Origin of the sequence: Microbispora sp. H11081, assembly GCF_012999535.1 — a bacterium.
Lineage (GTDB): Bacteria > Actinomycetota > Actinomycetes > Streptosporangiales > Streptosporangiaceae > Microbispora.
Genome location: NZ_JABBWV010000001.1, coordinates 1,060,210 through 1,084,341, shown reverse-complemented (window position 1 = coordinate 1,084,341; position 24,132 = coordinate 1,060,210). Strand labels below are relative to the sequence as shown.

The 24,132-nt window shown below is 69.2% G+C and carries 21 protein-coding genes and 1 riboswitch; of the genes, 16 read left to right on the top strand and 5 right to left on the bottom strand.

Going from position 1 to position 24,132, the window contains the following annotated elements:
- Nucleotides 1–48 precede the first annotated feature (48 nt).
- A complete protein-coding gene (locus HHX31_RS04745) occupies nt 49–1,938 on the bottom strand; it encodes a serine/threonine-protein kinase (RefSeq protein WP_169945287.1) in 1,890 nt (629 codons plus the stop codon).
- A gap of 207 nt (nt 1,939–2,145) precedes the next feature.
- Here HHX31_RS04745 and HHX31_RS04740 point away from each other — a divergent pair, with 207 nt between their 5' ends.
- The 16 genes from HHX31_RS04740 to HHX31_RS04665 all read left to right on the top strand — a co-directional run bounded on the left by HHX31_RS04740 (nt 2,146) and on the right by HHX31_RS04665 (nt 20,806).
- Nucleotides 2,146–2,781 (top strand): DUF4352 domain-containing protein, encoded by a 636-nt coding sequence (locus tag HHX31_RS04740; protein WP_169945285.1) that lies wholly within the window; start codon nt 2,146–2,148, stop codon nt 2,779–2,781.
- Between the two features lie 3 nt (nt 2,782–2,784).
- Nucleotides 2,785–3,810, top strand: coding sequence for an ADP-ribosylglycohydrolase family protein (locus tag HHX31_RS04735; protein WP_169945283.1), 1,026 nt, complete (start codon nt 2,785–2,787; stop codon nt 3,808–3,810).
- Nucleotides 3,811–3,821: 11 nt separating this feature from the next.
- Nucleotides 3,822–4,421, top strand: a complete 600-nt coding sequence (locus tag HHX31_RS04730; protein ID WP_169945281.1) for a hypothetical protein — start codon at nt 3,822–3,824, stop codon at nt 4,419–4,421.
- Between the two features lie 180 nt (nt 4,422–4,601).
- On the top strand, nt 4,602–6,398 hold the full coding sequence (locus tag HHX31_RS04725; RefSeq protein WP_169945279.1) for a hypothetical protein: 1,797 nt from the start codon (nt 4,602–4,604) through the stop codon (nt 6,396–6,398).
- Entirely contained in the window at nt 6,386–6,925 is a 540-nt protein-coding gene (locus tag HHX31_RS04720; RefSeq protein ID WP_169945277.1) for a hypothetical protein, read from the top strand. The genes HHX31_RS04725 and HHX31_RS04720 overlap by 13 nt, the downstream gene beginning before the upstream one ends.
- 10 nt (nt 6,926–6,935) lie before the next feature.
- Nucleotides 6,936–7,607 carry a VWA domain-containing protein gene (locus tag HHX31_RS04715; protein ID WP_169945275.1) on the top strand — a complete coding sequence of 224 codons (672 nt, stop codon included), beginning with the start codon at nt 6,936–6,938 and terminating at the stop codon, nt 7,605–7,607.
- A 31-nt stretch (nt 7,608–7,638) separates the two neighbouring features.
- Nucleotides 7,639–8,511: a protein phosphatase 2C domain-containing protein gene (locus HHX31_RS04710; RefSeq protein WP_169945273.1), complete on the top strand. Its 873-nt coding sequence runs from the start codon at nt 7,639–7,641 to the stop codon at nt 8,509–8,511.
- Nucleotides 8,512–10,071, top strand: coding sequence for a hypothetical protein (locus tag HHX31_RS04705; protein WP_169945271.1), 1,560 nt, complete (start codon nt 8,512–8,514; stop codon nt 10,069–10,071).
- Nucleotides 10,068–11,393, top strand: a complete 1,326-nt coding sequence (gene brxD / locus HHX31_RS04700) for a BREX system ATP-binding protein BrxD (protein ID WP_169945269.1) — start codon at nt 10,068–10,070, stop codon at nt 11,391–11,393. Before HHX31_RS04705 ends, brxD begins: the two co-directional genes overlap by 4 nt.
- A complete protein-coding gene (locus tag HHX31_RS04695; RefSeq protein WP_169945267.1) occupies nt 11,390–13,483 on the top strand; it encodes a DEAD/DEAH box helicase in 2,094 nt (697 codons plus the stop codon). Before brxD ends, HHX31_RS04695 begins: the two co-directional genes overlap by 4 nt.
- Nucleotides 13,484–13,623: 140 nt before the next feature.
- A riboswitch (SAM riboswitch) is annotated at nt 13,624–13,732 on the top strand.
- Between the two features lie 48 nt (nt 13,733–13,780).
- On the top strand, nt 13,781–14,977 hold the full coding sequence (locus HHX31_RS04690; protein WP_169945265.1) for a hypothetical protein: 1,197 nt from the start codon (nt 13,781–13,783) through the stop codon (nt 14,975–14,977).
- A gap of 128 nt (nt 14,978–15,105) precedes the next feature.
- Nucleotides 15,106–16,362 (top strand): hypothetical protein, encoded by a 1,257-nt coding sequence (locus tag HHX31_RS04685; RefSeq protein ID WP_169945264.1) that lies wholly within the window; start codon nt 15,106–15,108, stop codon nt 16,360–16,362.
- Between the two features lie 27 nt (nt 16,363–16,389).
- The gene (locus HHX31_RS04680) at nt 16,390–16,839 is read left to right on the top strand and encodes a hypothetical protein (protein WP_169945262.1); all 450 of its coding nucleotides are present in this window, start codon (nt 16,390–16,392) and stop codon (nt 16,837–16,839) included.
- A gap of 53 nt (nt 16,840–16,892) precedes the next feature.
- Nucleotides 16,893–18,587 (top strand): hypothetical protein, encoded by a 1,695-nt coding sequence (locus HHX31_RS04675; protein ID WP_169945260.1) that lies wholly within the window; start codon nt 16,893–16,895, stop codon nt 18,585–18,587.
- Between the two features lie 341 nt (nt 18,588–18,928).
- Nucleotides 18,929–19,273 carry a hypothetical protein gene (locus HHX31_RS04670; protein ID WP_169945258.1) on the top strand — a complete coding sequence of 115 codons (345 nt, stop codon included), beginning with the start codon at nt 18,929–18,931 and terminating at the stop codon, nt 19,271–19,273.
- A gap of 150 nt (nt 19,274–19,423) precedes the next feature.
- Nucleotides 19,424–20,806 carry a hypothetical protein gene (locus tag HHX31_RS04665; RefSeq protein WP_169945256.1) on the top strand — a complete coding sequence of 461 codons (1,383 nt, stop codon included), beginning with the start codon at nt 19,424–19,426 and terminating at the stop codon, nt 20,804–20,806.
- A gap of 73 nt (nt 20,807–20,879) precedes the next feature.
- Here the strand turns inward: HHX31_RS04665 and HHX31_RS04660 are convergent, their stop codons facing one another.
- Genes HHX31_RS04660 through HHX31_RS04645 form a run of 4 tightly spaced genes read right to left on the bottom strand, consistent with a single transcriptional unit; the run spans nt 20,880 to nt 24,124 of the window.
- Nucleotides 20,880–21,716, bottom strand: a complete 837-nt coding sequence (locus tag HHX31_RS04660; RefSeq protein ID WP_169945254.1) for a CoA ester lyase — start codon at nt 21,714–21,716, stop codon at nt 20,880–20,882.
- On the bottom strand, nt 21,713–22,297 hold the full coding sequence (locus HHX31_RS04655) for a MaoC family dehydratase (protein WP_311931496.1): 585 nt from the start codon (nt 22,295–22,297) through the stop codon (nt 21,713–21,715). The genes HHX31_RS04660 and HHX31_RS04655 overlap by 4 nt, the downstream gene beginning before the upstream one ends.
- A 52-nt stretch (nt 22,298–22,349) precedes the next feature.
- Nucleotides 22,350–23,270, bottom strand: coding sequence for a succinylglutamate desuccinylase/aspartoacylase family protein (locus tag HHX31_RS04650; protein ID WP_169945252.1), 921 nt, complete (start codon nt 23,268–23,270; stop codon nt 22,350–22,352).
- Nucleotides 23,267–24,124, bottom strand: a complete 858-nt coding sequence (locus HHX31_RS04645; protein ID WP_169945250.1) for an alpha/beta fold hydrolase — start codon at nt 24,122–24,124, stop codon at nt 23,267–23,269. The genes HHX31_RS04650 and HHX31_RS04645 overlap by 4 nt, the downstream gene beginning before the upstream one ends.
- Between the last annotated feature and the right edge of the window lie 8 nt (nt 24,125–24,132).

Genomic DNA, 24,132 nt, shown 5'->3' with positions numbered 1-24,132 from the left:
CTATCGTCCCCGGCTTGCTGGGCTCGCCCGGGTTAACGTGTACGCCGTTCACAGTTTAGCCGCATGCTCGTAACCCCGGAGGTCCGCCGAAGCGATGATCTCCTTGTAGCCCTTCTCGTCTTCCGGATGTGCGCTCAGCACGTAGAAGGCGACCTTCGACTGCGGCAAATACCAGATCATCATCGTGTACCCGAGGTTGACCTCGCAGGCGACCTGCCACTGCCGGTAGTACGCCTTCCTGCCGTCACGCATCTTCGCCAGCCCGGAGCGGACGAGCCGTGAGGCGTAGGGATCGATGCCGTAGTACAGCCCCGCCTCTCCCTCGTCCTCCGAGATCGATCCATACGGATCGCGGAGCACGCCTCCTCCCGTCAGGCAGGGCACGTGCTGCCCCCACATGAAGCCGAATTCGTCGTCCTCGATGCCGTAGCCCGGCCAGTCGTCCTTCGTCGACGTGAGCTCGATCGCCATGGAATCGGGGCGGCAGAAGAAGTCCCAGGGACCGTCGGCTCCCCCTGACCGGGGAGACTCCACGCAGGCCCGGTCGTCGCCGTCGGTGGTGATCCGCCAGCCCTTGGGAAGCGTCATCGAGACGCCCTTGAAGGACACTCTCCTGCGCGCGGATTCGGGCCTCTTCTTCGGGCTCTCCGTCGGCGTCGGGGTGACCCTGGCCAACGTGACGGGGCCCGGTGTGACGGGGACCGGCGCCTGGGAAGCAGGCGCTGTCCGCGCAACGACAGGGGCGGGACGCTCCGAGGCGGACGTGGCGATGATGGCGGTCACAGCGATCAGGGTGACCGCGGCCGCCGTCGCGACATAGGCGTGGATCCAGGACGCTCCGGATCGCCGGCCGACGACCGTCACCGGTGTGCCGTCGGCTCCGTGAACAGGCGCAGGACCGCCCGATGCGGCAGCGGACTCGACCGTCGCCGGGTCCGTCACCGACTCCTCTGACCGCAGGAGTCCGGCCGGCGTATCGGGAACGGCGCGAACCTCGGGCCAGCCGGGCGTCTCGTGCGGCGAGAGCACCCAGGTCCGCTGGATGAACGAGGTGACGTCTCCAGGCTCCGTCTCAGGCTCCGTCTCAGGCTCCGTCTCAGGCTCCGTCTCAGGCTCCGTCTCGGGCTCCGCGCTCTGCCAGATCCCGGTCACCGCCGCGAGGACGTCGGCAGCGGCGGGCCGCTCCGCGGGGTCCTTGGCCAGTGCCCGGCCCACGATGCCGCGCAGTCCCTCCGGCACCGCCCGGAGGTCCGGGGTCTGCTCACGCACCCGGTAAGCCAGCACCTCGGGACGGCCTGTGCCGTACGGCGGCTCACCCGTGGTCGCGTACAGCACCACCAGGCCCCAGCCGTAGACGTCGGCCGGGGTGCCCGCCTGGCCGTCGCCGTACTCCTCGGGGCTGATCCACCCGGGCGAGCCGATCAGTGTGCCGGTGTGCGTCATCGAGGTGGAGTCGAGGACCTTGGCGATGCCGAAGTCGATGAGCCGGGGCCCCTGCGGCGACAGGATCACGTTCGGCGGCTTGAGGTCGCGGTGCACGACCCCGGCGGCGTGCATGGAGACGAGCGCCTCCGCCACCCCGGCGGCCAGGCCGTACAGGCCGTCGCCCGTCAGCGGCCCCTCGGCCTGCACGTGCTGTTCCAGCGTTGGCCCGGGGATGAACTCCGTGGCCAGCCACGGGCGCTCGGTCCCCGGATCGGAGTCGATCACGCGGGCGAGGCAGACTCCCTCGACTCCGGCCAGTACGGAGGTCTCTCTGCTGAACCGGCGGCGGAACTCGAGGTCGACCGACAGCGCCTCATGCACGAGCTTGACCGCGACGCGCCGGCCAGAGCCGTCCACGGCCGCGTAGACGACCCCCATGCCTCCCGCGCCGAGACGGCCTACCACCAGGTATGGGCCGATCCGGTGTGGATCGCCCGTCAACAGCGCCTGCACGCACCCCTCCGTGCTGATGTCACGAGGCGCGGCCAGTTCGAGCGGAATCACCGCTCTGTGCGCCCCGAGGAACATGCCACATGCGCGAATTCAGATGCAACCCTGTATCAACTTGTGTGCTGGGTTCACAGTGTGCTCTACTTGCGGCAGTCCTCGTTCACACCCCCGCCGCGAATTTCCGGCCGGCGACGACGAAGAAGGCCTCCCATGCACTCGACCCCCCAGCAGCCGCCGCACGGCTACCCGCCGCCCTACCCCCAGACCGTCGTTGTCCAGAAGAAGGGCGGCGGCTGCCTGAAAGCCCTGCTGGTCGGCGCCGCCGTGCTCATGGGCCTGATCATCCTCGGCACGGTTCTCAAGGGCGGCGGACAGGACACCCGCGTGAGCCTGACCGAGAAACCCGAGCACACCACCCAGACCGCCAAGCCCAGGAAGCCTCAGGCTCCCGGTCTGGGAGACGTGGTCAAGGACGGCAAGTTCGCGTTCAAGGTCACCAAGATCGAGAAGGGACTGTCCCAGGTCGGCGAGGGCTTCACGGTCTCCAAGGCCCAGGGCCAGTACGTCCTGATCCATCTGACCGTGAAGAACATCGGCGACGAGGCGCAGATGTTCAGCGACTCGGCCCAGAAGCTCATCGACGCCAGGGACCGCACGTTCGACGCAGATTCCGGCGCCGCCGCGCTCGGGCTCAAGAACTCCAACGCGTTCCTCAACACCATCAACCCCGGGAACGCGGTCAACGGCATCCTGCTGTTCGACGTTCCCGAAGACGTCAAGCTCAAGGCGGTCGAACTACACGACTCGATCTTCTCCGACGGCGTGGCCGTCTCCCTGGTCCGGTGAGGCATGGGCTACTACTCCAGCGTCATGGGCTGCATGCTCGGCGGCGCCATCGGAGACGCGTTGGGCAATCCCGTCGAGTTCATGTCCCTGGAGCGGATCCGCACCGCTCACGGTCCTGAGGGGCTGTGCGACATGGTCTCGACCGAGGTCACCGACGACACGCAGATGACCCTGTTCACCGCGGATGGGCTGATCCGCGCGCGCCTTCACCGCATGGACCCCGTCGAGGCCGTCCGGAACGCCTATCTCCGCTGGCTCGACACCCAGCAGTTCCCCGAACCGCCGCCGGCGGACGACATCACGCGCAACGGGTGGCTCAGGCGAGAGGGCTGGCTGTACGCGAGACGGGCCCCCGGCATGGCCTGCCTGTCAGGCCTGTACGCCGCCGAGCGGCACGTGAACGTCCCCGCCCCTGGCGCCATCGGTGAGATCAACCCGCTCTCCAAGGGCTGCGGGTCCGTGATGCGTTCCGCGCCTTTCGGACTGTCGGTGTTCGACCCGTTCGAGACGGCGGCCCGCTGCTCCTACCTCACCCACGGGCACCCCACGGCCTCGCTGTCCGCCGGCGCGTTCGCCGCGATCATCCACGACCTGGTCAGCGGCGACTCCCTGGAGCAGGCCGTACGACAGGCACTCCACCGCCTCACCGGCTACCCCGCACATGAGGAGACCGTCAGCGCGCTGCGCGCCGCCGCCCACCTGGCCGCCGGGACGGAGCCGACCGCCGAAGCGGTCGAATCCCTCGGAGCCGGATGGGTCGCGGAGGAGGCTCTCGCGATCGCCGTCTACTGCGCGCTGGCCGAACCCGACCCGAGAAAGGCCCTCCTCCTGGCGGTCAACCACTCCGGCGACTCCGACTCCACCGGCGCCATCTGCGGCAACATCCTCGGCGCCCAGCACGGGTTCAGATTCCTGCCCGCCGAATGGCTCGACACGGTGGAAGGCCGCCAGACCATCGTGAAGATCACCTACGACCTTCTGGCAGAACCCACCTCACACAGCTACTGGACCGACCGCTACCCCCTCTGAGGAGAACGCCCGTGTTCCGCCGCATGCTCGCCGTAATGGCCCTGACCGCCGCCGCCCTCACCACGCCGGCCTCCGCCCACGCCGACACCACCTACCGCGGGGAAGGTGACGACGTCGTCCGCATCCACGCCACCAAGAAGCCCGGCCTCATCCGCTTCACCCACAACGGCGCGTCCAACTTCATCGTCCACACGGTCGACCCCCGCGGAAGGACCGCGGAGTACCTGGTCAACGAGATCGGGCCCTACAAGGGGACAGTGCTCTACAACGACTACGGCGCTAAGGGCACGAGCGGACTGGAGATCAAGGCCGACGGCTCCTGGACCGCGACGTTCCTGCCCCTGAGCAAGGCACGCTGCTGGTGCTCGGCGACGATCCGCGGCGCCGGCGACCAGGTCCTCAAGCTCTCCCCCACCCGCGGCCTGCGCACGGTCCGCGCCGCGCACAGCGGTGAGTCCAACTTCATCGTCCACGCCCACACCCGCGTCGGCTCCTACGGCGACCTGCTCTTCAACAAGATCGGCAGGTACAAGGGCAAGGCCCTCCTGCCCGTCGGCACCCGGCTCGTCACCGTCCACGCCGACGGCGCATGGACTCTCACCCGGAACTGACGACCCGGATTAGCCTTAGCCCCATTGGTCGCATAGGCATTTCTAACCATTTGCACGACCAATAGTTGACACTTGCACCACAAAATCGGGAAGATCGCGCCGATTTCCTTGTGCCTGGACCGGTCCATCCGGAATTCCATTGACGCTCAACCCAATTTGACGAGAGGACGTCGGTCATCCGTGACGGACCACGAGCTTGCCGCCGAACTTCGCGCGCTCTCCGAGCACCCGAGCCTGAGGCCCCGCGCCGAGCAGCTTCGTGAGCTGGCAGAGGCCGTCGTCACGCCTGCTCAGGCCGACCGATGGTGCGAGGTGAACCTGTTCGCCGCGTTCCCTCCCGGAGAGTCGGTCCGGTCACTCGCATCTGGCGCGGGTATGCGGCACAGGGCGCTCAAGCTCATGGACGTAGTGCAGCCTGTACTCGTCTTCCTCCCCATCGTCACCACCTGGTTCGGGCTCAAGATGGCCACGACAGCGTACGGCGAGACCCTGGCGGCTGGAGGCATCGAGACGGCGCGCCGGCCGTTCCTGGAGATGTGGCAGCAGGGCTTCGATGGGAGGCTTTCGAACTGGCTGCGCTTCGACAGCGTCGCCTTCATGACCCTGGGGGTGATCGGCGTGCTCATCGTCGTCACTCTCGGCGAGCGACTCCTGCGCCGCTCGATCGAGCAGGAGGCCGAGGAAGAGGCTCTCGCCCTTCGCTCACGCCTGCTGGCCGCGCTGACCCGGGCGACCCTGCTGCTCGGCCAGGTGAAGCTGGCCTCGCCGGCCCGGTTCCAGGCCGAGCTGACCAAGAGCGCGAGCGAGCTGAACAAGGTCGGCAGGACCATGAGCAAGGTTCACACCCAGGTGGTGGAGGAACTCGAGAAGGCGCTGGAGGCCACCGGCCAGGCCACGGAAGCGCTGACGGCGGGCGTCACCGAGGTGCGGGACTCGATCGCGACCCTCGACAAGCACATGGCCGCGGTCTCCTCCGCCGCGGAGACATTGCTGCACTCGGTCGAGCGCACCGCCTACGCGATCGACTCGGTCGGCGAGAAGACAGACGTGGCGGTGAACCGCGTCGGCGACCGGCTCAGCACCGTCATCCTCGATTCGACCAGCGGCGTACGGAAGTCCGTCGACGAGCTGGCGACGCTGACCGAGCAGGCCGTACGCGAAATGACGTCGTCCACAGGACAGGTCGTCCGGGATCTGACGACATCCGCGGGGCAGGTCGTGAAGGATCTCGCGGCCTCGACAGGCCTGGTAGTGCGAGATCTGGGAGATTCGACCGGCCAGGCCGTGCGGGACCTGGCGGACTCGACCGGCCAGGTCGTCCGCGACCTCGCGAGCTCGACCGAGCAGGCCGTACGCGACACGGCGGTGAGCCTTGACGCGCGGGTCGGCGAACTGGTGAGCGCGACGGCCGGTATCGGTTCCGCCCTGGGCCGGATGGAGACCGCCGCCACCGAGAGCGGTGACCGGATCAGCCATGCCCTCACCAGCGGCAGCGGCACCCTCGCCGCCGTACTCGGCGGCGCCGGAGCCGACATCAGAGAGGCGCTCGACGACTGGGCCGGGACCGCGAGCGCGCATGCCGTCAGGATCGAGATGGTCTCGGACACCGCCGGTCGCACCGTACGCCTGCTGGAGGAGACGCGCGACGCCCTGGACCGGCTGCCCGCGGATCTGGCTCGGTCTCTTCAGGAGGTTCCGGCAGCCGTCCGTGAGGTCACCGGCCCCGAGATCGCCGCGCTGCAGGGCGCCATCGCCCGGCTGGACGAGGCGGTACGACAGGCCGCCGCGGCCGTCACCGCGGGCCTCGCCGCCGGTGCCGGGGAATCCTCCGGCGCCGACACCCCGGCCGTCCCTGCCCCCACCTCGGTCCCTGCCGGACCCACGAATGATCCGCATGGCCCGATCTCCCTCAATGCGGGCGACACCTCGGGCTTCGCTGAGAAAAGCGGCGAGGGGATCGAGGGATGGCGCCCGTGATCAACCATCGCGGTTCGGCTCCATCGTTGCTCCTCGCAGGCTGGCTGTTCGCCGACCTTCTGCTGGGGCTCACGATCATCATGCTGGGCGCACAGGCGCCGCCACCCATCCCGGCCAAGCCCCTTGCGGGTAAGGGAACCGCGTCGCCTTCGCCGAGCCCGTCCCCATCGCCCTGCGTCACCCGTGCCGCCGGAGTGGCCGCCAAGCCCACCAAGATCTCCTTCCGGGTGAATTCCGGCGCCTCGGATGCCGAACTGCTCGGCACGGTGAGGCGAGAGCTGCTCAAACACAGGAAGCGCCTGGCCGGACGGCATGCCGGGATGGTGCTGACTTTCGGCGCCAATGGAGGCGCGGGGGAAGGCGTGCACCTGGCTACGCGAGTCAACGCGGCCGCAGGCAAGGCGTTCCCCGGCATCTTCCAGACCGCGGCCACCCGTAACTTCCATGACCTCGCCGCCCCGAGCGGGTCGATCTCCATGGAGATCTATTTCGTCTCCGGCGGCTGCTCCCCCACCACTGAGAGCTGAGGACCACCTGATGAGCGAACAGGTACTCCCCTTCTACCTGGTCTGCGACGAGTCGTACTCCATGCAGGGACCGCCACTCGATGCCATCAACCAGGAACTTCCCCTGATCTACCAGGAGATCGCCAGCAACCCGGTCGTGGCGGACCGGGCCAGGCTCGGCATCATCGGGTTCAGCAGCACCGCCGAGGTGCTGCTCCCGCTGGCCGACCTCAACGACGTGCACTCCATCCCCCAGCTGTCCCCGCGCGGCGCGACCAGCTACGGCGCCGCGTTCTCCCTGCTCAAGCGCACCATCGAGCAGGACATCGCGGGCCTGAAGCTGGCCGGGCACGCGCCGTACCGGCCCACGGTGTTCTTCCTCACCGACGGGCTCCCGACGGACGACTGGCACTTGGAGCACAAGGACCTGGTCAGCCGCGATTTTCGGGCTCATCCGACCATCCTGGCGTTCGGCTTCGGCGACGTGGATCCGGCGACTCTGCAACAGGTGGCCACGTTCCGGGCGTTCATCGCCAACGGCGACATGTCGCCGACACAGGCTCTCCGCGAGTTCGCCCGGCAGCTGCTCAACTCCGTCGTCCAGTCGGCCGTCGCGTCGTCCTCCAATCCCTCGGGCACGGCCCAGCTCATCATCCCCGACCAGGTGCCGGGCTACACGGTCCTCGCCCCCGACCCGCTCTGATCGCGAACCGCAGCCGGAAGAGGAACCGCACATGGAACAGGTCCAGGAGTACGAGACGGCGGCGGCGGAGACGGTGCCCGGGTTTCCACAGCCGCTCGTCATCGGCCGTGAGCCGCGAGTGATCTCACAGCCGGGTCCGCTGCCGGCCGTACGGCGGCCGGATACCGAAATCGACGGTGCCGCGCTGCCCGGGCTGGAGGTGCGCGCCGCATCCATCCGAGGGGACGCGCACCGTTACTACGGCACCGTACGTCAAGACGCGATGGGGCTCTGGCACGACGGCGACCGCACACTGCTGGCCTGCGTGGCGGACGGACTCGGCAGCAAGGAGGGCTCGCATGTCGGAGCGGCCACGGCCTGCGAGGTCGCGCAGGCTTATCTTTCCACGCTGCTGATCGCCCCTGACCACGTGACGGACGTCCGGGAGTTCGTGGACGGCATCGCCGGCGAGATCCGCAACCGGGCGGATGAACTCGGGATGCCACCGGACGAGCTGTCCACGACGTTCCTCGCCGCCAGTCTCCAGGAGGCGCCCGAGGCGCCCGTGCATCGCGCCGTGCTGGTCCGGGTCGGCGACTGCATGGCGTGGCACCTGCATCGGGGCGTATGGACATCGTGCTTCGGCGAGGATGATGCCGACACGGGGGTCTCGACCTCGGCGACCCACGCGCTGCCCCGCGATATCGAGCATGTGGAAGTCAGTTATGCCGACTTGTACCCAGGCGACATGCTGCTGCTGTGCACCGACGGACTGGGCAAGCCGATGCGGGGGCCGCAGGTGAGCTCCCGGTTGGCGAGCTGGTGGAGCCGGCCGCCGTCCCTGCCCGAGTTCTTCTGGCAGATGAGCTTCCGGGCGAAAACGCACGACGACGACCGGACCGCCGTGTGCATCTGGAGGGTCTGAATGGCCTTCACGCCCCATCCGCTCGACCGGCACCGTGCCACGCTGCCCCTTGAACCCGTCCCCCTCGACAAGGGCGGCCAGGGGGTGGTCACCCGTGTGCTCGGACCGGAGAACCTCGTCTACAAGGAGTACATGCCGCAGGCCGGCCAGGTGAACGGCGCGGCTCTCGCGGAACTCGTCGAGTTCGGGCATCGGCAGACGGCCGTGGAAGTGCGCGCCCTGCTGGACCAGTGCGCCTGGCCCGTCGCGAGGGTGGTGAACGGAGGCCAGGTGACCGGCTTCCTCATGCCGCACGTGCCCAAGGACTTCTACAGCACGATCGGCGGCAAGCCCAAGCTGGTCGAGCTGCAGTATCTGCTGTACGAACCGAACTGGGCGTGGCAGGACCTGCACCAGCCGGACATCGACGGCCGCCTCGAGATCGCGACGCTGGCCGCCAAGCTGATCGACCTGCTGCACACTCATGGGTGGATCGTCGGGGACCTTTCCTTCCGGAACCTCCTGTGGCGCCCAGGCCGGCCGTACAAGGTCTTCATGCTCGACTGCGACGGCCTGCGCCGGCACGGAGCGGAACCGGTGCTACGGCAGGCGCACACGCCGGACTGGAATGATCCCCACCAGCCCTCCAGCGGGCCGGAACTGGACACCGACCGCTACAAGCTCGCGCTGCTGATCGGCCGGGTGCTCTCGCGGACCCCGTCCGTGCGGCCCGGTGACGAGCCGGCGCTGCTTCCCGGCCTGCCGGACCATGTGGTCACCGCGGTCAGGGAGCTCTTCACCCGCGCGCAGGGCCCGCGTGGCACCCGTCCGATCGCGGCCGAGTGGGTCCAGGCTCTCGCCGGCCGCAAGCGCATCGCGGTGACCCGCCCTCCTCGGCCACAGGCGTCCATGCACACCGGGCCTGCCGCCCCGATTCACCTGCCGGGCTCGGGCCGTGTCAGTGTGCCCGTGAGCCGGCCGGCACCGGGAAGCCGGCCGTCCCTGTCGCAGCCGCCGGCTTCAACGTCTCCCGAGCGGCAGCGGATGCCCGTCTCTGTTTCCAAGCCTCCCGTGGTCTTAGCGCCACGCCCGCCAGCCGAGCCGGCTGCGCCTCGACCACCGGCACCTCTGCAGCCAGGGTCGCAGTCCAGGTGTGCGCCGCCGCCGCCGAAGTCACAGCCGGGAACAGCTACGGCACCACCCACCCCGGCACCACGGCCCTCACCGCCGCCGGCCGCGCAGCTCCCGTCTCCAGTCCAGCAGTCGTTGGGGCAACGAGTGGTCGCCTCGGATACCTATGCCGAGCAGCGGCGGCTGGCTCCCCGGGGTGGCGTCGTCGATGACGTCGAGGTGGCCCGTCTCATCGACCACCTCGCCGCGGGCACCGGACGCGAGTCGGTGGCGAACATCGCGCTGCTGCTCGCAGACACCGCAGACAGGACGGTCCTGCTGATGCGGGCCCTGAAGAACCTGCTCAACGTGGAGCAGAGCCAGGTGATCATGCTCAAGGACGGCGACCGTACGGTCGAACTGAACGTGCGACTGCTGGAAGAGCAGTTCCTCGAGGAGGATGAGCCGTGACGGCGAAGGTGAGCCGGGCAAGGCGGCGGCAGATCATCGACGCTCTGGGCCGTGGGACTGTCCCGCGCAACGGCCTGGACCTGTTCGCGGTCGGCATGGAGCGGTTCGAGAAGGCGCTCGACGACGATCTGACAGCGGTCGCTGCCGGAAGCGCGGGATTCAAGGCGGTCCGCGGCGAGTACGGCTCGGGCAAGACGTTCTTCGCCCGCTGGCTGGCCGAAAGGGCCAAGCGGAAGAAGATGGCGACCAGCGAGATCCAGATCTCGGACCGGACCACGCCCCTGCACCGGCTGGAGACCGTCTACCGGTCGTTGATCGGTGGGCTGAGCACCGCGAGTTCGCCGCCGAGCGCGTTGCGGGACATCGTCGACACATGGCTTCTCGCTCTGGAGGACGACGCCGGAGTCGCGAAGGACGACCGCAGGGCGATGAGCACGGCGGTCGAGGACCTCATCGAGTCACGGCTGGCCGAGACCGCCAAGAACGCCCCCGCGTTCGCGACCGCCCTCCGTTTCTACCGCCGCGCCCGGCTGTCGGGCGACAACGCGACCGCGGACGGCCTGCTCGCCTGGGTGGGCGGTGACCTGAACGTCGCGTCGAGCATCCGCCGCTATGCCGGGCTCAAGGGGGACGTCGATTCGACCTCGGCCCTGCATTTCCTGCAGGGCCTGCTCGTGGTGCTGCGCGACTGCGGTTACCCGGGACTGCTGGTCGTGCTCGACGAGGTCGAGACCCTGCAGCGGATGCGCAGCGACAACCGCGAGCGGAGCCTCAATGCGCTTCGGCAGCTGATCGACGAAATCGACAAGGGCCGCTTCCCCGGCCTCTATCTCGTCATCACCGGCACTCCCGCCTTCTACGACGGTCAACAGGGAGTGCAACGATCCCCGGCCCTGGCCCAGCGGCTGCACTCCGACTTCAAAACCGACGCGCGGTTCGACACCGCCCGCGCGGTGCAGATCCGGCTCACCGGGTTCGACCGGGACAAGCTGGTCGAGCTGGGCTGCGCCGTACGCGACCTGTACGCCCAGGGGGATCCGGCCGAGCAGCGGATCAGGGACCTTGTCGACGACGCGTACGTCAAGGATCTGGCCACCGCGGTCGCCGGACATCTGGGAGCCGGCGTGGCGCCCCGGATCTTCCTCCGCAAGCTCGTCGCCGACGTGCTGTACCGGGTTTCCGATCACGAGGATTTCGACCCCCGGCGGGACTACCGGCAGGTCACGGTCACGGAGGGAGAGCTGAACGACGACGAGCTCAACGCGTTCCGCCGTGGCCGCCCGGCGGTCTCCGCGGACGATGTGGAGCTCGACCTGCCGTGACCTCGCCGACACTCGCACTGCATCCGACGATCGCGTACCACCTCACCAACACGCTCGGCTGGGCCCGGCTGCGGCCGCTGCAGCAGGAGGCGCTGGGCCCCATCGGCGAGGGGCAGGACGCGCTGTTGATCGCGCCTACGGCCGGAGGCAAGACCGAGGCGGCGACGTTCCCGTTGCTGTCCATGATGGAGGAACAGACCTGGACCGGCCTGTCGGTGCTGTACGTCTGCCCGCTGAAGGCCCTGCTCAACAACCTGGCGCCGCGCCTGCAGGCGTACGCGGGCTGGCTCGGCAGACGGGTCGAGCTCTGGCACGGGGACGTGTCCGGCTCCCGCCGTCAGGCGATCCTGCGCGATCCGCCCGACATCCTGTTGACCACCCCGGAATCCCTGGAGGCCATGCTCATCAGCTTTGGGGTGGACCACCGCCGCCTGCTGGCGGATCTGCGGGCGATCGTGGTCGACGAGGTGCACGCCTTCGCCCGCGACGATCGGGGCTGGCACCTGCTCGCCGTCCTGGAGCGCCTCACCCGGCTGGCCGGACGACCACTCCAGCGCATCGGCCTGTCGGCGACGGTGGGCAATCCCCATGAACTGCTCTCCTGGCTACAGGGTTCGGGCGCCGGGACCCGGCCCGCGAAAGTGATCGCCCCTGAGACGGGAGCGGATCCCGGAGCCGCCGATGTGGAACTGGACCACGTCGGGTCCGTCGTCAACGCCGCCCGCGTCATCGCGGCACTGCATCAGGGCGAGAAGCGGCTCGTCTTCTGCGACTCCCGCAGGATGGTAGAAGAGCTCGGTCAGTTGCTGCGGGACCACGGCGTCACGACGTTCCTCTCCCACTCCTCCCTCTCGGCTGAGGAGCGCCGGCGCGCGGAAGAGGCCTTCGCCCAGTCTCGCGACTGCGTCATCGTCTCGACCTCCACGCTGGAACTGGGCATCGACGTCGGGGACCTGGATAGGGTCATCCAGATCAACGCTCCGTGGTCGGTCGCGTCGTTCCTCCAGCGCCTGGGACGCACGGGCAGGCGCTCGGGAGTCAGGCGCAACTGCCTCGTCCTGGCCCTGACGCCGGAGGATCTCCTCGCCTCAGCGGGGCTCCTGCTGCTGTGGAGCACGGGTTTCGTCGAACCCCTGCAGCCGCCGCCCGCGCCTCGGCACATCGTCGCGCAGCAGCTCCTCGCGCTCACCCTGCAGGAGGGCCGCATAGGCGACGCCCTGTGGCCGGACTGGTGGCACGGACTCGGCCCTTTCCGTGAGCAGCACGCGCGCCCGGTGCTCGACCATCTCATCGAGCAGGGCTTTCTCGAGCGAGACGGCGGCGCTCTGCTCGTCGGCCCTCAGGCCGAGCAGCGCTTCGGCCGCCGGAACTTCATGGATCTCACCGCGGTGTTCACGGCCCCGCCGGAGTTCACCGTCCTGCGCGGCAACGCCGAGATCGGCCGGACGGATCCCGGTCTCCTGACGTCCGCCGTCTCGGGGCCGCGCCTCCTGCTGCTGGCCGGCCGTACCTGGGTCGTGGACTGGATCGACTGGAAACGGCGGCGGTGCTTCGTCCAGCCCGTCGAAGGCGGCGGCGGCAAGGCACGCTGGGCGACCTCCATGTCCGGCGGCGCATCCTTCGCCCTGTCGCGAGCCATGCGGGACGTCGTTCTGGGCGCCGACCCTCCGGTGAAGCTCACTCGCCGCGCAGCGAACGGACTCGCGCGGATACGGGAAGACAGCCGTGACCTCGTCCACTCCGGCGGCACCGTCATCGTGCGAAACGACGGCGACATGCAGTGGTGGACCTGGGCCGGATACCGCGCCAACGCCACGATCAAAGCCACGCTCGGCCCGCTCGCCGATCCGACCCAGCGCGTGGACGACCTGCACGTCAGGCTGAGGAACGACCTGACGGGCACCGGGTGGTGGCAGGACCTCGCCCGTGAGCTCAGCCGACCCGACATCGACGACAGGGCGCTGAACGGCCTGAAGTTCAGCGCCCTGCTGCCCCGCGAACTCGCCGTCGAGACGCTCGCGACCCGTCTGGCAGACCTCCCCGCAGCGGCTGCCGTGCTTTCGGAGCCGGCACATCTCACGATGACCTGAACCATCCGGGAACAGCGCGTGGCGGTCTTCATCCCCAGGCGCAATCCGATCAGGCGGCGGTCCTACCTTCGAGCAACTTTGTGTACTCGACACACAGAGCTATTGACATATACGTCGATTCACTATTAGCCTTCGGAGTGGGTCATGAGTTCCAGTGACAAGCCCCGGCTCACTGGACGGCATCCCGCTCGCCGCGGGTGCCCCGGGTGACGACCTGCTTCACGCGGGGTGCGTGAAGAACGGCGGATCACCGGGGTTCAGCACTACCGGGGTCCATCACTCCGGAGGAACACCGTCATGCCCGAGAGCGGCATCATCACCGACCTGCCCCAGCGCATCGCAGGCATCCTCGGCATCGAGCCCGAGTGGACTGTCCAGGACGATTGCCTGCTCGGTTTCGTCACCGGTGAGATGGGCGTCCTGCTGGCCGTCGGAGAGGGCGACGATTGGGCGTCCGTGCTGCGTGTGGAGGCGCGCCTGGCCAGGCATGTCCCTGATGACTCGCACACCTGGAAGTTCTGCGACCGCCTCAACAACCTGCCGTTGTTCGGTTCCCTCGGCGGGCGCTGGGTCCACGACCCGGCCTCCGGCGTGGTCGCCCTCGTCGCCGACCTTCCCGTCCCGGGCGAACCCGAGTTGGTCGGGCTGTACGCGGAGTTCGTCGCCCTGCTGGCCTGCCGCGCCGAGATCGCCGCGCACCGCTCCATTCCACAGAAGGACCTGCGCGCCGGGAAGGCGCTGACGCTCTTGCGCGGGCGGCGCCGTACCGTGGCCCACCCGTTGCTGGACGGCCTCAACGAGGCTCGCCGTGCGGGCGCCGATCCCGCGCCGGTGCGGGCGGTGGCCAAGCTGGTGCGGGAGCGCCTGACCGAACGGCTTGCCGAAGATCCCGCGCCCCGATGGTTTGCCGCTCCCGTGGACTGGATCGAGCTGTGGCACGGCTACGGCACGGTGTTGACGGTCAACTCAGTGGAGAACCCCAAGCTGGGGTGGGGAATCATGATCGGTGCGTCGTTCCTGCCCGAGGCAAAGCGGAAGGGCATGATCGCCGATGGCCTGGTGCCGGACATCCCCGCTTTCGCCATCGATTCGCACACCCTGGTTACGCTCAACCGGGACGCCGCAACCCGTGGTGGCGTGGCTCCCGGGTGCTGGACCGTCGGCGGCCGGGACAACGCCGTGCACCGGTTGTTCGTCCCCGCCGCGCTGCTCGCCGCGGCTCCGCCGCAGGTCGCTGCTCTGTTTGTGGAACAGCTCGCCTGGCAGGCCGCCGAGCAGTTCCACGCCGGGTTCCGCTACCGTGCCGAGAACGTACGGGTGCTGGTCGCCCCGGAATGGCCCGGGGATGACGAAGCCGACGCGATCGCCCGGCGGAGCCGCACAACGACGGAGCCCGGCCTCGGGACCCGCACGCCGTCTGTCACTTCGAGGACGCCCTCGGCCGGGTTTGCGGCAGCAACGCCGACCCGCCGGCCCTGTGGCAGTCCCGGCTGACCGACGAGGACCGCGCCACCCCCGGCATCCTGGACTTCCCCCGCATCACCAGCGACTACATCGTCGGCGGCGCCTATCACCGCCGCTCCTGACCACCACCCCGGATCCCCTCGCACGCAAGGACGGCGATGACACGCACTCGTCCTCCGGTCACCCCATGGCCCGCCGTACAGACCCTCAACACCTGGCGCGCACGACAGTTCCTGCTGACCACGTTCAAGACCTCCGCGAACGGATACACCGAGCCCGCGTTCTACGACCTGCTCCTGAACCGTGGCCACGGCCTCGCGTTCTACGCCCGGACAGAAGACCGCCGGAGGGAGCTCGTGTGCCGGCACTACGGCGGCCCGGCACCACGTCTGCTGCCCGCCGAGCCCCCGGACATCATGGAAGCGTCGTGGGGTAAGGAGTGGAAGCTCGTCGCGACGTATCGGGGCGCGGCGCTGTTCGGCGAGAGCGGGAAGCAGCAGGTGTCCGCTCTGCCACTGCAGTCGTTCCTCACCGTCCATGTCTCCGGCAGCGGCGAGTACGGCCTGCGCACCCGGAACGAGACCGTGGAACTGGTCAGGATCGGGGAAGACGGCACCAAGACCGTCACCTCCCTGGGCCGGCTCGGTCCGGGTGACGATCCGCTGACCCTCGCCCTGGACGCCGTACCCAGCCTACTCACATTGGACCCGCACACGGCGGTGGACATCACCACGGATTCCCCTCACACGCTGGCCGATGCCGTGCGGCTCGGCACCGCCCCGGACCGTGACGAGATGATTCACCTGGCGTACGAGGACGATCTCGGCTTGTTCGACGGTGAGGAAGAAGAGCTTGTCAGCTACTTCGACAACCTTGTGCCCCTCCGGCTGCGCGTCAACGGCCTCCTCCACTTCACCGCGGAAGTCGGCGGCGAATGGGCGCTCGTCCCGGTGCGTGCTGACAGCTTCCCCACCCCGGTGCTGACCCGCACCTTCCTGTCGATCGGCTACGGCTACGACGGCGGCGGCTACTCCAGTGGGTCCGGTCACGAGACCATCGGGGAGATCCGCCCCGGTCTCAACGTCTCCTGGGGCGACTTCAAGGAGGAGATGTGGGACCGGACCCTGACCCTGGCCTGCGGCGACCTGGCTGCCTTCGCCGCTGAGCACCTGGAGCGGCTCGAGTTCGGCCGTCGCATCCTCGACTCACTCCTCGGTGTCCAGGGGGACTCCTCAGAGACCGGCCGCGACGAGGACGATGGCTCCGACGAAGAGCGGGACTACGACTTCGACGCCCCCGACATCGGGTTCGAACCGCGTAGCGAGGAAGGACTCCGCTTTCTCGACGCCCTGCTCCAGGCGTACCCCGAAGAGTCCGAAACGACGGCACGCATCCGGGCCCTGCTCAACCACTGATCCTAGCCGTAGCAAGAACGCGAGCACATGCCTGAACTGACCGGCGCACCCCGCCGTACCGCAGCTGAAGTCCTTACCATCTGGCCGTCCGCCACCGTAACCGTCGACAACAGTTACTACGGCGGGCACCTGTTCATGGTGTTGAAGGAGTGGGAGGACAGCCTGCTCACCGAACCTCCGCCCCCGGCCCCCGATGACCTGGAGGAGGACTTCGGCGAGGAGGAGTGGTACGCCTACCAGCGCGACGAGCGCCGTATCCCGTTGCACCTGGCCACCGACGAGTGGATGCCGGTCGAGATCACCGAACGCTTCGGCGTCCCGGACGGCGGCTGGGGAATCGACTACTGGCCCGCCGAGTACGTCTATCCCGTCGACAGACAGGACGAGCTCGAGCAGGCGCTGCGCGATCTCGGGTTCACCGTGATACGAGGCCACCTCGGGGACGACGGCGCCTTCCTCAACCGGTGGCACCCCTGACTCCGCCGGAAGCCCGCCTACCGCCGCCCGAAACTGATCAGAACGAGGAAGGCATGATTCCGAGAAAGATCCTCGACGAACTGGCGATCGAGCCGGAATGGACCGTCGAAGACGACAGCGGTGCCGGGTTCGTCGCCGGCGAGCTCGGCACGTGGCTGGCTCTGACCGGCGGCCCGGATCGTTCGTACCTTCGGGTCGAGGTACGGCTGGCCCGTGGCGTCCACAGCGGTGACGGCATCTGGAGCTTGTACGGCAAGCGACTCGTGCTCCCCCGCTCACTCGGCCGCCTCGTCCACGACCCGCACACCATGGTCCTGTCGCTCGTCGCCGACCTGCCCGTCGCTTACGGCACCGCCGGGACCCGCCTGCTGAGCGGGTGCGTCGTGGAACTGGTCCACGACGGGGAGACGATCGCCGCTCAGCAGGACCTGCCCGGATTCACGGCGGTAACGCTCGTCGGCGGCGAGCGCCGGTCCGCTCTCCACCCGCTGGTACGACGATCCCCCCGCATCCACGGCTCCCGCGACGACGCCGTCACGGCGCTGAACCTGCTGCGCGACGCGATCGCGGCGACATCCCCGCCCGGTTGGACCGTCCGGCACAGGAAGCGCGCGACGACGGTGACCGGCCCCAACGGCGAGAGCCTCCTCGCCGCGGCCGACTACGGCAGAAGCACCGGCTGGGGGCTGAGCCTGACCGCTAAGCCGAGCCTCACCGCCCGGGAGTCGCCGCACCAGCAGGGAATTCACCTCGCCGATCTGAACCGCACCAACAGGCAGCGGGGCCTGCCCGCACCCGGACACTGGATCGCGGGGGATGGCGGGAGCGAGTACCGGTTGGTGCTGCCGGCGCATCTGCTCTCCCTCGCCGCCGCCACCCCGTCCTGGTTGGAGGCGACGGTCACCGCGGTCGCCGCCCGATGTCTGGACGTTGCGTCTGCGGAAATGGTCCGCCCCCTGCTGCTGTGCCCCCGGTGGGCGGGAGACGACGACGCCGTTCTACTCAAGCCCAGGCGGAACGTCACCCGCCGCGCCCGCGCCGTACCCGCCGTAGTGGCAGAGCGGGTGGAACCACAGCCGCCCCCGCCGGCGGTAGCGGAGGCTGAGGAGCTCAGGCAGATGGACCTGAACCGCTGGACGGCGGCCCGGCTGCTCGCCCGTCTCGGTGATGACCCCACCCTCGTCACCTCCGTCGCTGTTCAAGGCAAGCTCGCTGTCATCCCGTTGCGTACGGCCCTGCAGGGAGCCAAGGAGCGGGCCGCCCTCGCGGCGGCCAGAACCTATGGTGAGGTGCGGTCGGCGGGCTGGGGCCCGCAGGTCGACGACACGAGCCGAGACCACCTCCTCGACTACTACTGCGGGCTTCATGAGAGCCGACACCCGGACGAGGATCTCGACGATCTGACCTCGGACGAACTGTGGGACCGCGTCCTGCCCGATGACGACGAACCGTTCACCCTGGACGGCCACCCGGCGTTCGACACCAGCGCCTCCGACTATGCCGATCCTCCCGAGGCGGACCTCGATCTGGACACCGATGATTGGATGCCGAGCGAAGTGGCGGACCGGTTCGGCGAAGTCGAGGACGGCTACTACGCGATGCCCTCACAGGAGTGGGAGGGACCCGAGTTCGTCTACCCGGCGGAGCGGCGTGACGAGATCGAGGAGGCCCTCAAGGACCTCGGCTTCACCATCGTCAGGGACGACGCACTCATCAGTTCCTACCAGTACGCGCCCCCACAGCCGTGACAGGAACGACCAACACCCCGGGCCGGCTCGGCCCCGGCGACACCTCACTGACCCTGTTCCCGGAGTTCCTCACTCCGCAAGCAGAACGGCGGGCGATGCATCGTGGACGACAGTCCTTCCAGCACTACGCGCGAGGTCATCCGCCGCGCGACGCAAGGCCGTCGCCGGAGTCTGGGGACCCGCGACAATGTCGGTGCGCTGATGCATGCTGAACACCGCGAGCCTGGATTGGTAAGGGGAATGTGCGTGCGGAGACCACGTGATGCCACCGTCCAACGGCGTCAGCCGTGCTCCGTTTTCGGGTACGGCGCGCCGACCGGCATCCGGAGGCGTTGCACCACATGTCCCACACCGACAAGACCGATCCGCTCATCATCCAGCTCTGGCATGGCGACCTGACCCGTGAGGCCTGCCACGACCACCGCGCCGAGTCCGCTTGCGACCTGCCCGCCAACCTCAAGGAGGATCTCGCCGCCGCCCGCACGCGCTGCACCTGGGAGTTCCGCTGGACCGGGATCCGCTGCTGTTGCTGCGGCATTTGCCGCGCCCAGGCGAGCTACCGGCGTCTCCTGCGGGGCATCCGGACCACCGACAAGGCACGGTTGGCAAACGGGGCCAAGGCCTGGCGCGCGGGTGACGCTACGGCCTTCGACGACATCGTTCCCGTCCTTCGCTACCGGCGCTGAGCATCAGGGATGAACGAGAACCCGTGCGCCTGATCCCGCAGGACGGGTAGCCGATAAGTCGCCGGCCGCCGGGGCGGGTCAAAAGCTCCAGAGACAAGCCCCGGCCTGCTGGTGGTTTTCTGTCGGTAGGCACCGGTACGGTGTCGGCTCGTGTCGTGGAGATCACGTTGGTGGTGGGCCGCCGCCCTGGTGGCATCGGCGGCCGAGGCCGGCTACCTCCTCTCGATGAGGAACTTCTCCGTCTTTTTCGGCGGGTTCCACTACCCCGCCATGTGCCCGGGGTGGGACGCCTACATGGAGGCGTCCCTACCGCTGTCGGTGCTGCACACCTGGACACCGCTGGTCTGGTACGGCGGCCTGCCCGCGGTGGTCGTCGCGTTCCTCGCCCGTGTGATCTCCACCCGGCTCCGGCGTCCGCGGATCGGCCGCGTCGTCTCGCGAGTCCTGGCGGCACTGCTGCTGATCGCCTTCAGCACGGCCCCACTCGCGCTCGCCGTCGACATCGGCGTCGACCGGAGTTGCCTCGGCGTGTGGGGCGGACCCGAGGGAGTCGTGTTGTTCGTGCAGGGCGGCATCGCGCCCATGCTGGCCGCACTGTGCATGCTGGCGGCCGTACGAACTCCCCGGCACCGCGTCCGCAGACTGATCACCTCCCGCCCGTTCCGCCGTGGCACGGTGATCCTGGCGGCGCTGGGTCTGCTCGCGCTGCTGCCCGCCGCCGACCTCAGGAACGGCCCCATCGGCCCGCTCGACCACTGCCCCACCGGCGACGGCACCCGGGTCCTCACCGGCGAACGCGCCTTCCTCTGCCAGTCGCGGCAGGGCGGAGCCTTCGCCGGCGTCTCCGACCGGGACCTCCTGGCGTACGGACAGGCCGCGTGCCGCGCCTACACCGGGCGCCTCGAAGACGCCTACGCCATCGCGCCCATCTGTCCTCCCGCCGCCACCCGCGTGCAGGCGAGCATCGACGCCGATGAGGCCGAGTTCCAGGCCGAGGAGACCAGGAACCAGAAGGTGTGCGACTCCTCCCGGCACCGTCCGCGGATCACACCGGTACGGGTGACCCTCGACCGCACCTTCACCGACTACGGCGTGCTGGAGTCCTTCGAGTACGCCGGGGACACCGCGGAGGGTCCGTGGGAAGACGGTCTGCTGGACAAGGCCCAGAAGAACGGGCTGGTGGCCGCCGGCCCAGGACACGTGATCATCCTCAGCCACTCGGACTACGACATCTGCCTGACCCTGGAGACCTACCGTCGCCGGCCCCCTCTGGAGTTGAAAGGGTGGGACCACGTCGTGGAGGTCGGCTACGACAGCTCCACCGGCCACATCGAACTGATGGACCCCATATCCGGGTTGACCGACGTGCCGAACCTCGCGTTCCGAGGAAAGGGTCACTACCGAATCCGGGTGCACTACCGGAGCCCCGACTGGAAGGCGTGGACTCCCCAGCATCTCCTGGTGATGGTCTACCCGGGCGAGGGGAGACCGGTCGCCGAATACCGCGTTCCCCATCGCCAAGTGAGCGGATGATCGAAACCCGGCAACGACACATAAGCGATCCGAGTCACCCCCGCGATGCCCCACGAGACACGGGCCGGCCGCTTCACACCGGCTTCTCCTCCACGGAGCCGACGATGCGCCGGGCGAGCTCCAGACGAGGTCTGTCGATCATCTCTCCGTCGACCCGTACGGCGGCGCCCGCGGTTGCGGCCGTCGCGTCGAGCACTCGCCGGGCCCAATCCAGCTCCGCGTCAGAGGGCGCGAACGCGCTGCGGACGAGGGCGACCTGACGCGGGTGCAGACACAGCTTGCCGGTGAACCCCAGGGCCACCGCCCGGCGGGCGGCCCCCAGGGTCGCCGCGTCGTCGTCGATCTCGGGCTCGACCCCGTCGACGGGCCCTGGCAACCCGGCGGCCCTCGCCGCGAGGACGACCTTGCTGCGCGCGAACAACAACCCCTGCTCGTCGCCGCCCCGCGAGGGAATGCCCATGTCGAGGCAGAAGTCGAGGTTTCCGAACAGCAGCCGCGCCACGCCCGGCGCCTGTGCGATGAGATCCGCGTCCCGTACGCCCCGGGCGGATTCGAGCAACGCGAAGACCGGCACCCGCGGGCCGAGCACGGCGGCCACCGCCGCGACGTGCTCCGCCGCCTCGGTCTTGGCGAGGACGACCCCGGCCAGCCCTTCGGCCCCGGCGAGCGCCGCCAGGTCGTCATCGTGCCACGGCGTGCCGATCCCGTTGACCCTGACCAGTGCCGGGTGGACGGAGACGTGGCCGGCCGCGGCCGCCCGCGCGTAGGCCTTGTCCCGCGGGGCGACGGCGTCCTCGAGATCGATGATGATCGCGTCCGCGCCGGTGGCGGCGGCCTTCGCGAAGCGGTCGGGACGGGTCCCCGGCACGAAGAGCAGGGTCCGCGCCGTCGTCCCGTACGGCTCGGTCACGGTGTGCCGGGACGCGGGTCGAGACCGGCGGCCCTCAGAGACCTCTCGTCCCACCGGGGTTCGACGGCGGCGCGGGCGGGACCATGGCCCCGCCGGTAGACCAGAAGGGTGCGCTCGAAGCTGATCACGATCACGCCGTCCTGGTTGAACCCGATGGTGCGCACCTCCACCACGCCCACGTCGGAACGGGACTTCGACTCGCGCACCGAGAGCACTTCCGACTGGGAGTAGATGGTGTCGCCCTCGAAGACGGGATTGGGCAGGCGCACCCGGTCCCAGCCCAGGTTCGCCATGACGTTCATGGACACGTCGTGCACGCTCTGCCCGGTGACCAGGGCCAGGGTGAAGGTCGAGTCGACCAGCGGCCTGCCCCACTGCGTCCGCTCCGCGTAGTGCCGGTCGAAGTGGATGGCCGCCGTGTTCTGGGTCAGCAGGGTGAGCCACGAGTTGTCCACGTCTGTCACCGTGCGGCCCAGCGGGTGCCGGTAGACGTCGCCAGCGACGAAGTCCTCCAGGTAACGGCCCTCCCAGCTCACCGAAGGGGTTCGGGGCGCCGGGGAGGCGGTTGCGTTCTCGTCCACGTGGGGTCTCCTTGTCGATGGTGTCTGTACGTAGGTGCCGCCCCTGGCGGGATCAGTGGCGGGCCAGGCCCAGCAGCAGACCGCCTGCCGAGACCGCCGGGCTGCTCGTCAGGAACAACGGTGTGCCCGCCTCGGGCGCCCGCACCTCGGCGAACACCTCGCCCCACACGTCGCTCACCGTGCCCAGCAGCCCGTCGGCCGGCACGGGCTCCCCCACCGTCACGGCGGGCTCCCACCAGCCCGCCCGGTCCGTGCGCAGCCAGTGCCACCCCTCGTGCACGCGGACCTCGCGCACCGGCCACGGCTCACCGTCCAGCACCCCGACGGTTCTGGCGATGTTGGTCAGCCCGGCCAGGTGCCGGTCGATCGCCGCCCGGTCGAGCAGGCCGTTCTGGCCTGACTCCGCGACGACTGCCGGGATGCCGGCGTCCGCCGCGGCCGCGCACGTGCTGCCCGCCACGGTTCGCGCCTGCGCGGCCTGCCTGACGACGTGCCCGGCGCCGTACGCCAGGGCGAGATCCAGCGAGGCCGCCTCGACCGGGGACTCCTCGAAGATCGTGAACGGTTCGAGCGACTCGGGCAGGTCGCCGGCGTGCATGTCGACGAGGTAGTCGGAGCCGAGGATGAACTCGGTGAAGACGTGGTGCGCGAGCACCTCCGTGAACGAGCCGTGAGGGTCGCCGGGAAAGCTGCGGTTCAGGTTCTCGCCGTCCACCGGGACGACGAACGGCGTCCTGGCCCAGAATCCCGGCACGTTCACCACGGGGACGACGACGATCCGCCCGGAGACGGCGGCGTCGTCGATGTTCCGCACGAACTCGCGGACGGCCGCGATCGAGGCGTACTCGGCGCCGTGCACGCCGGACAGCACGGTGAGCCGCGGCCCGTCGCCGCGACCCCGGATGTCGAAGTACGGGATGTCGAGCCCGTCCGGGCCGAGGCCGGGGACGCGGAGGGTGCGCCGCTCGATCATCGCGCCGCCGTCCCGAGGTCCGGCAGCGCCTCGGCGAGGAAGTCGCGCATCGTCCGCTGGAACAGATCCGCCTCCTCGATCTGCGGGGAGTGCCCGGACTTCTCGAAGACGACCAGCGTGGAGTCCGGGATGAGGGAGGCGATCGTCTCCGACGACGACACGGGGGTAACCCAGTCGTGGCGGCCCACGGTGACGAGGGTGGGGCAGGTCACGGACGGAAGCTGCGGCTTCACGTCGTAGATCGGCGCGTTCTGCTGGAAGCACCAGTTGTGCGCCTCGTGGCGGTAGATGCCGGCCTCGACCCGCGCGGCCGCCTTCGCGGGGTCGTACTCGTGGTCGTACAGCGGGATCAGTTCGGCCCAGCGGGCCTTCAGGTCGGCGTCGTCGCGGATGTTGCCGCTCCAGTAGCGCTCGTAGTTCTCCCAGTCGAGCTCCACGCGGGTCTGCTTGCGCGCGTTCTCGTGGGCGAGTTCCAGGTTGGTCCGGTCCGGTGAGGTGTCCCGCAGGATCATCGCCCGCACCCGGTCCGGGTAGGCGATCGCGTACTCCATGGCGATGAACCCGCCGTAGGAGCCGCCCGCGACCACGATCGTCTCGGCGCCGGCCCACTCGCGCAGCGCGTCGACGTCGGCGGCCCACTGGGCGTGCGAGTAGGGCGGGACGCCCTCGCTCAGGCCGCAGCCGCGCGCGTCGAACACCACGACGCGGAACAGGTCGGACAGCGGGCCGAAGGTCGCCTTCGGCTCCGCCAGCGAGCCGATGCCCCCGCCGCCGTGATGGGCGATCAGCACGGGGGCGCCCTCCTCGCCGAGGACCTCGACGTTGAGCCGCGCACCATTGATCTCTACGAACATGTGCACTC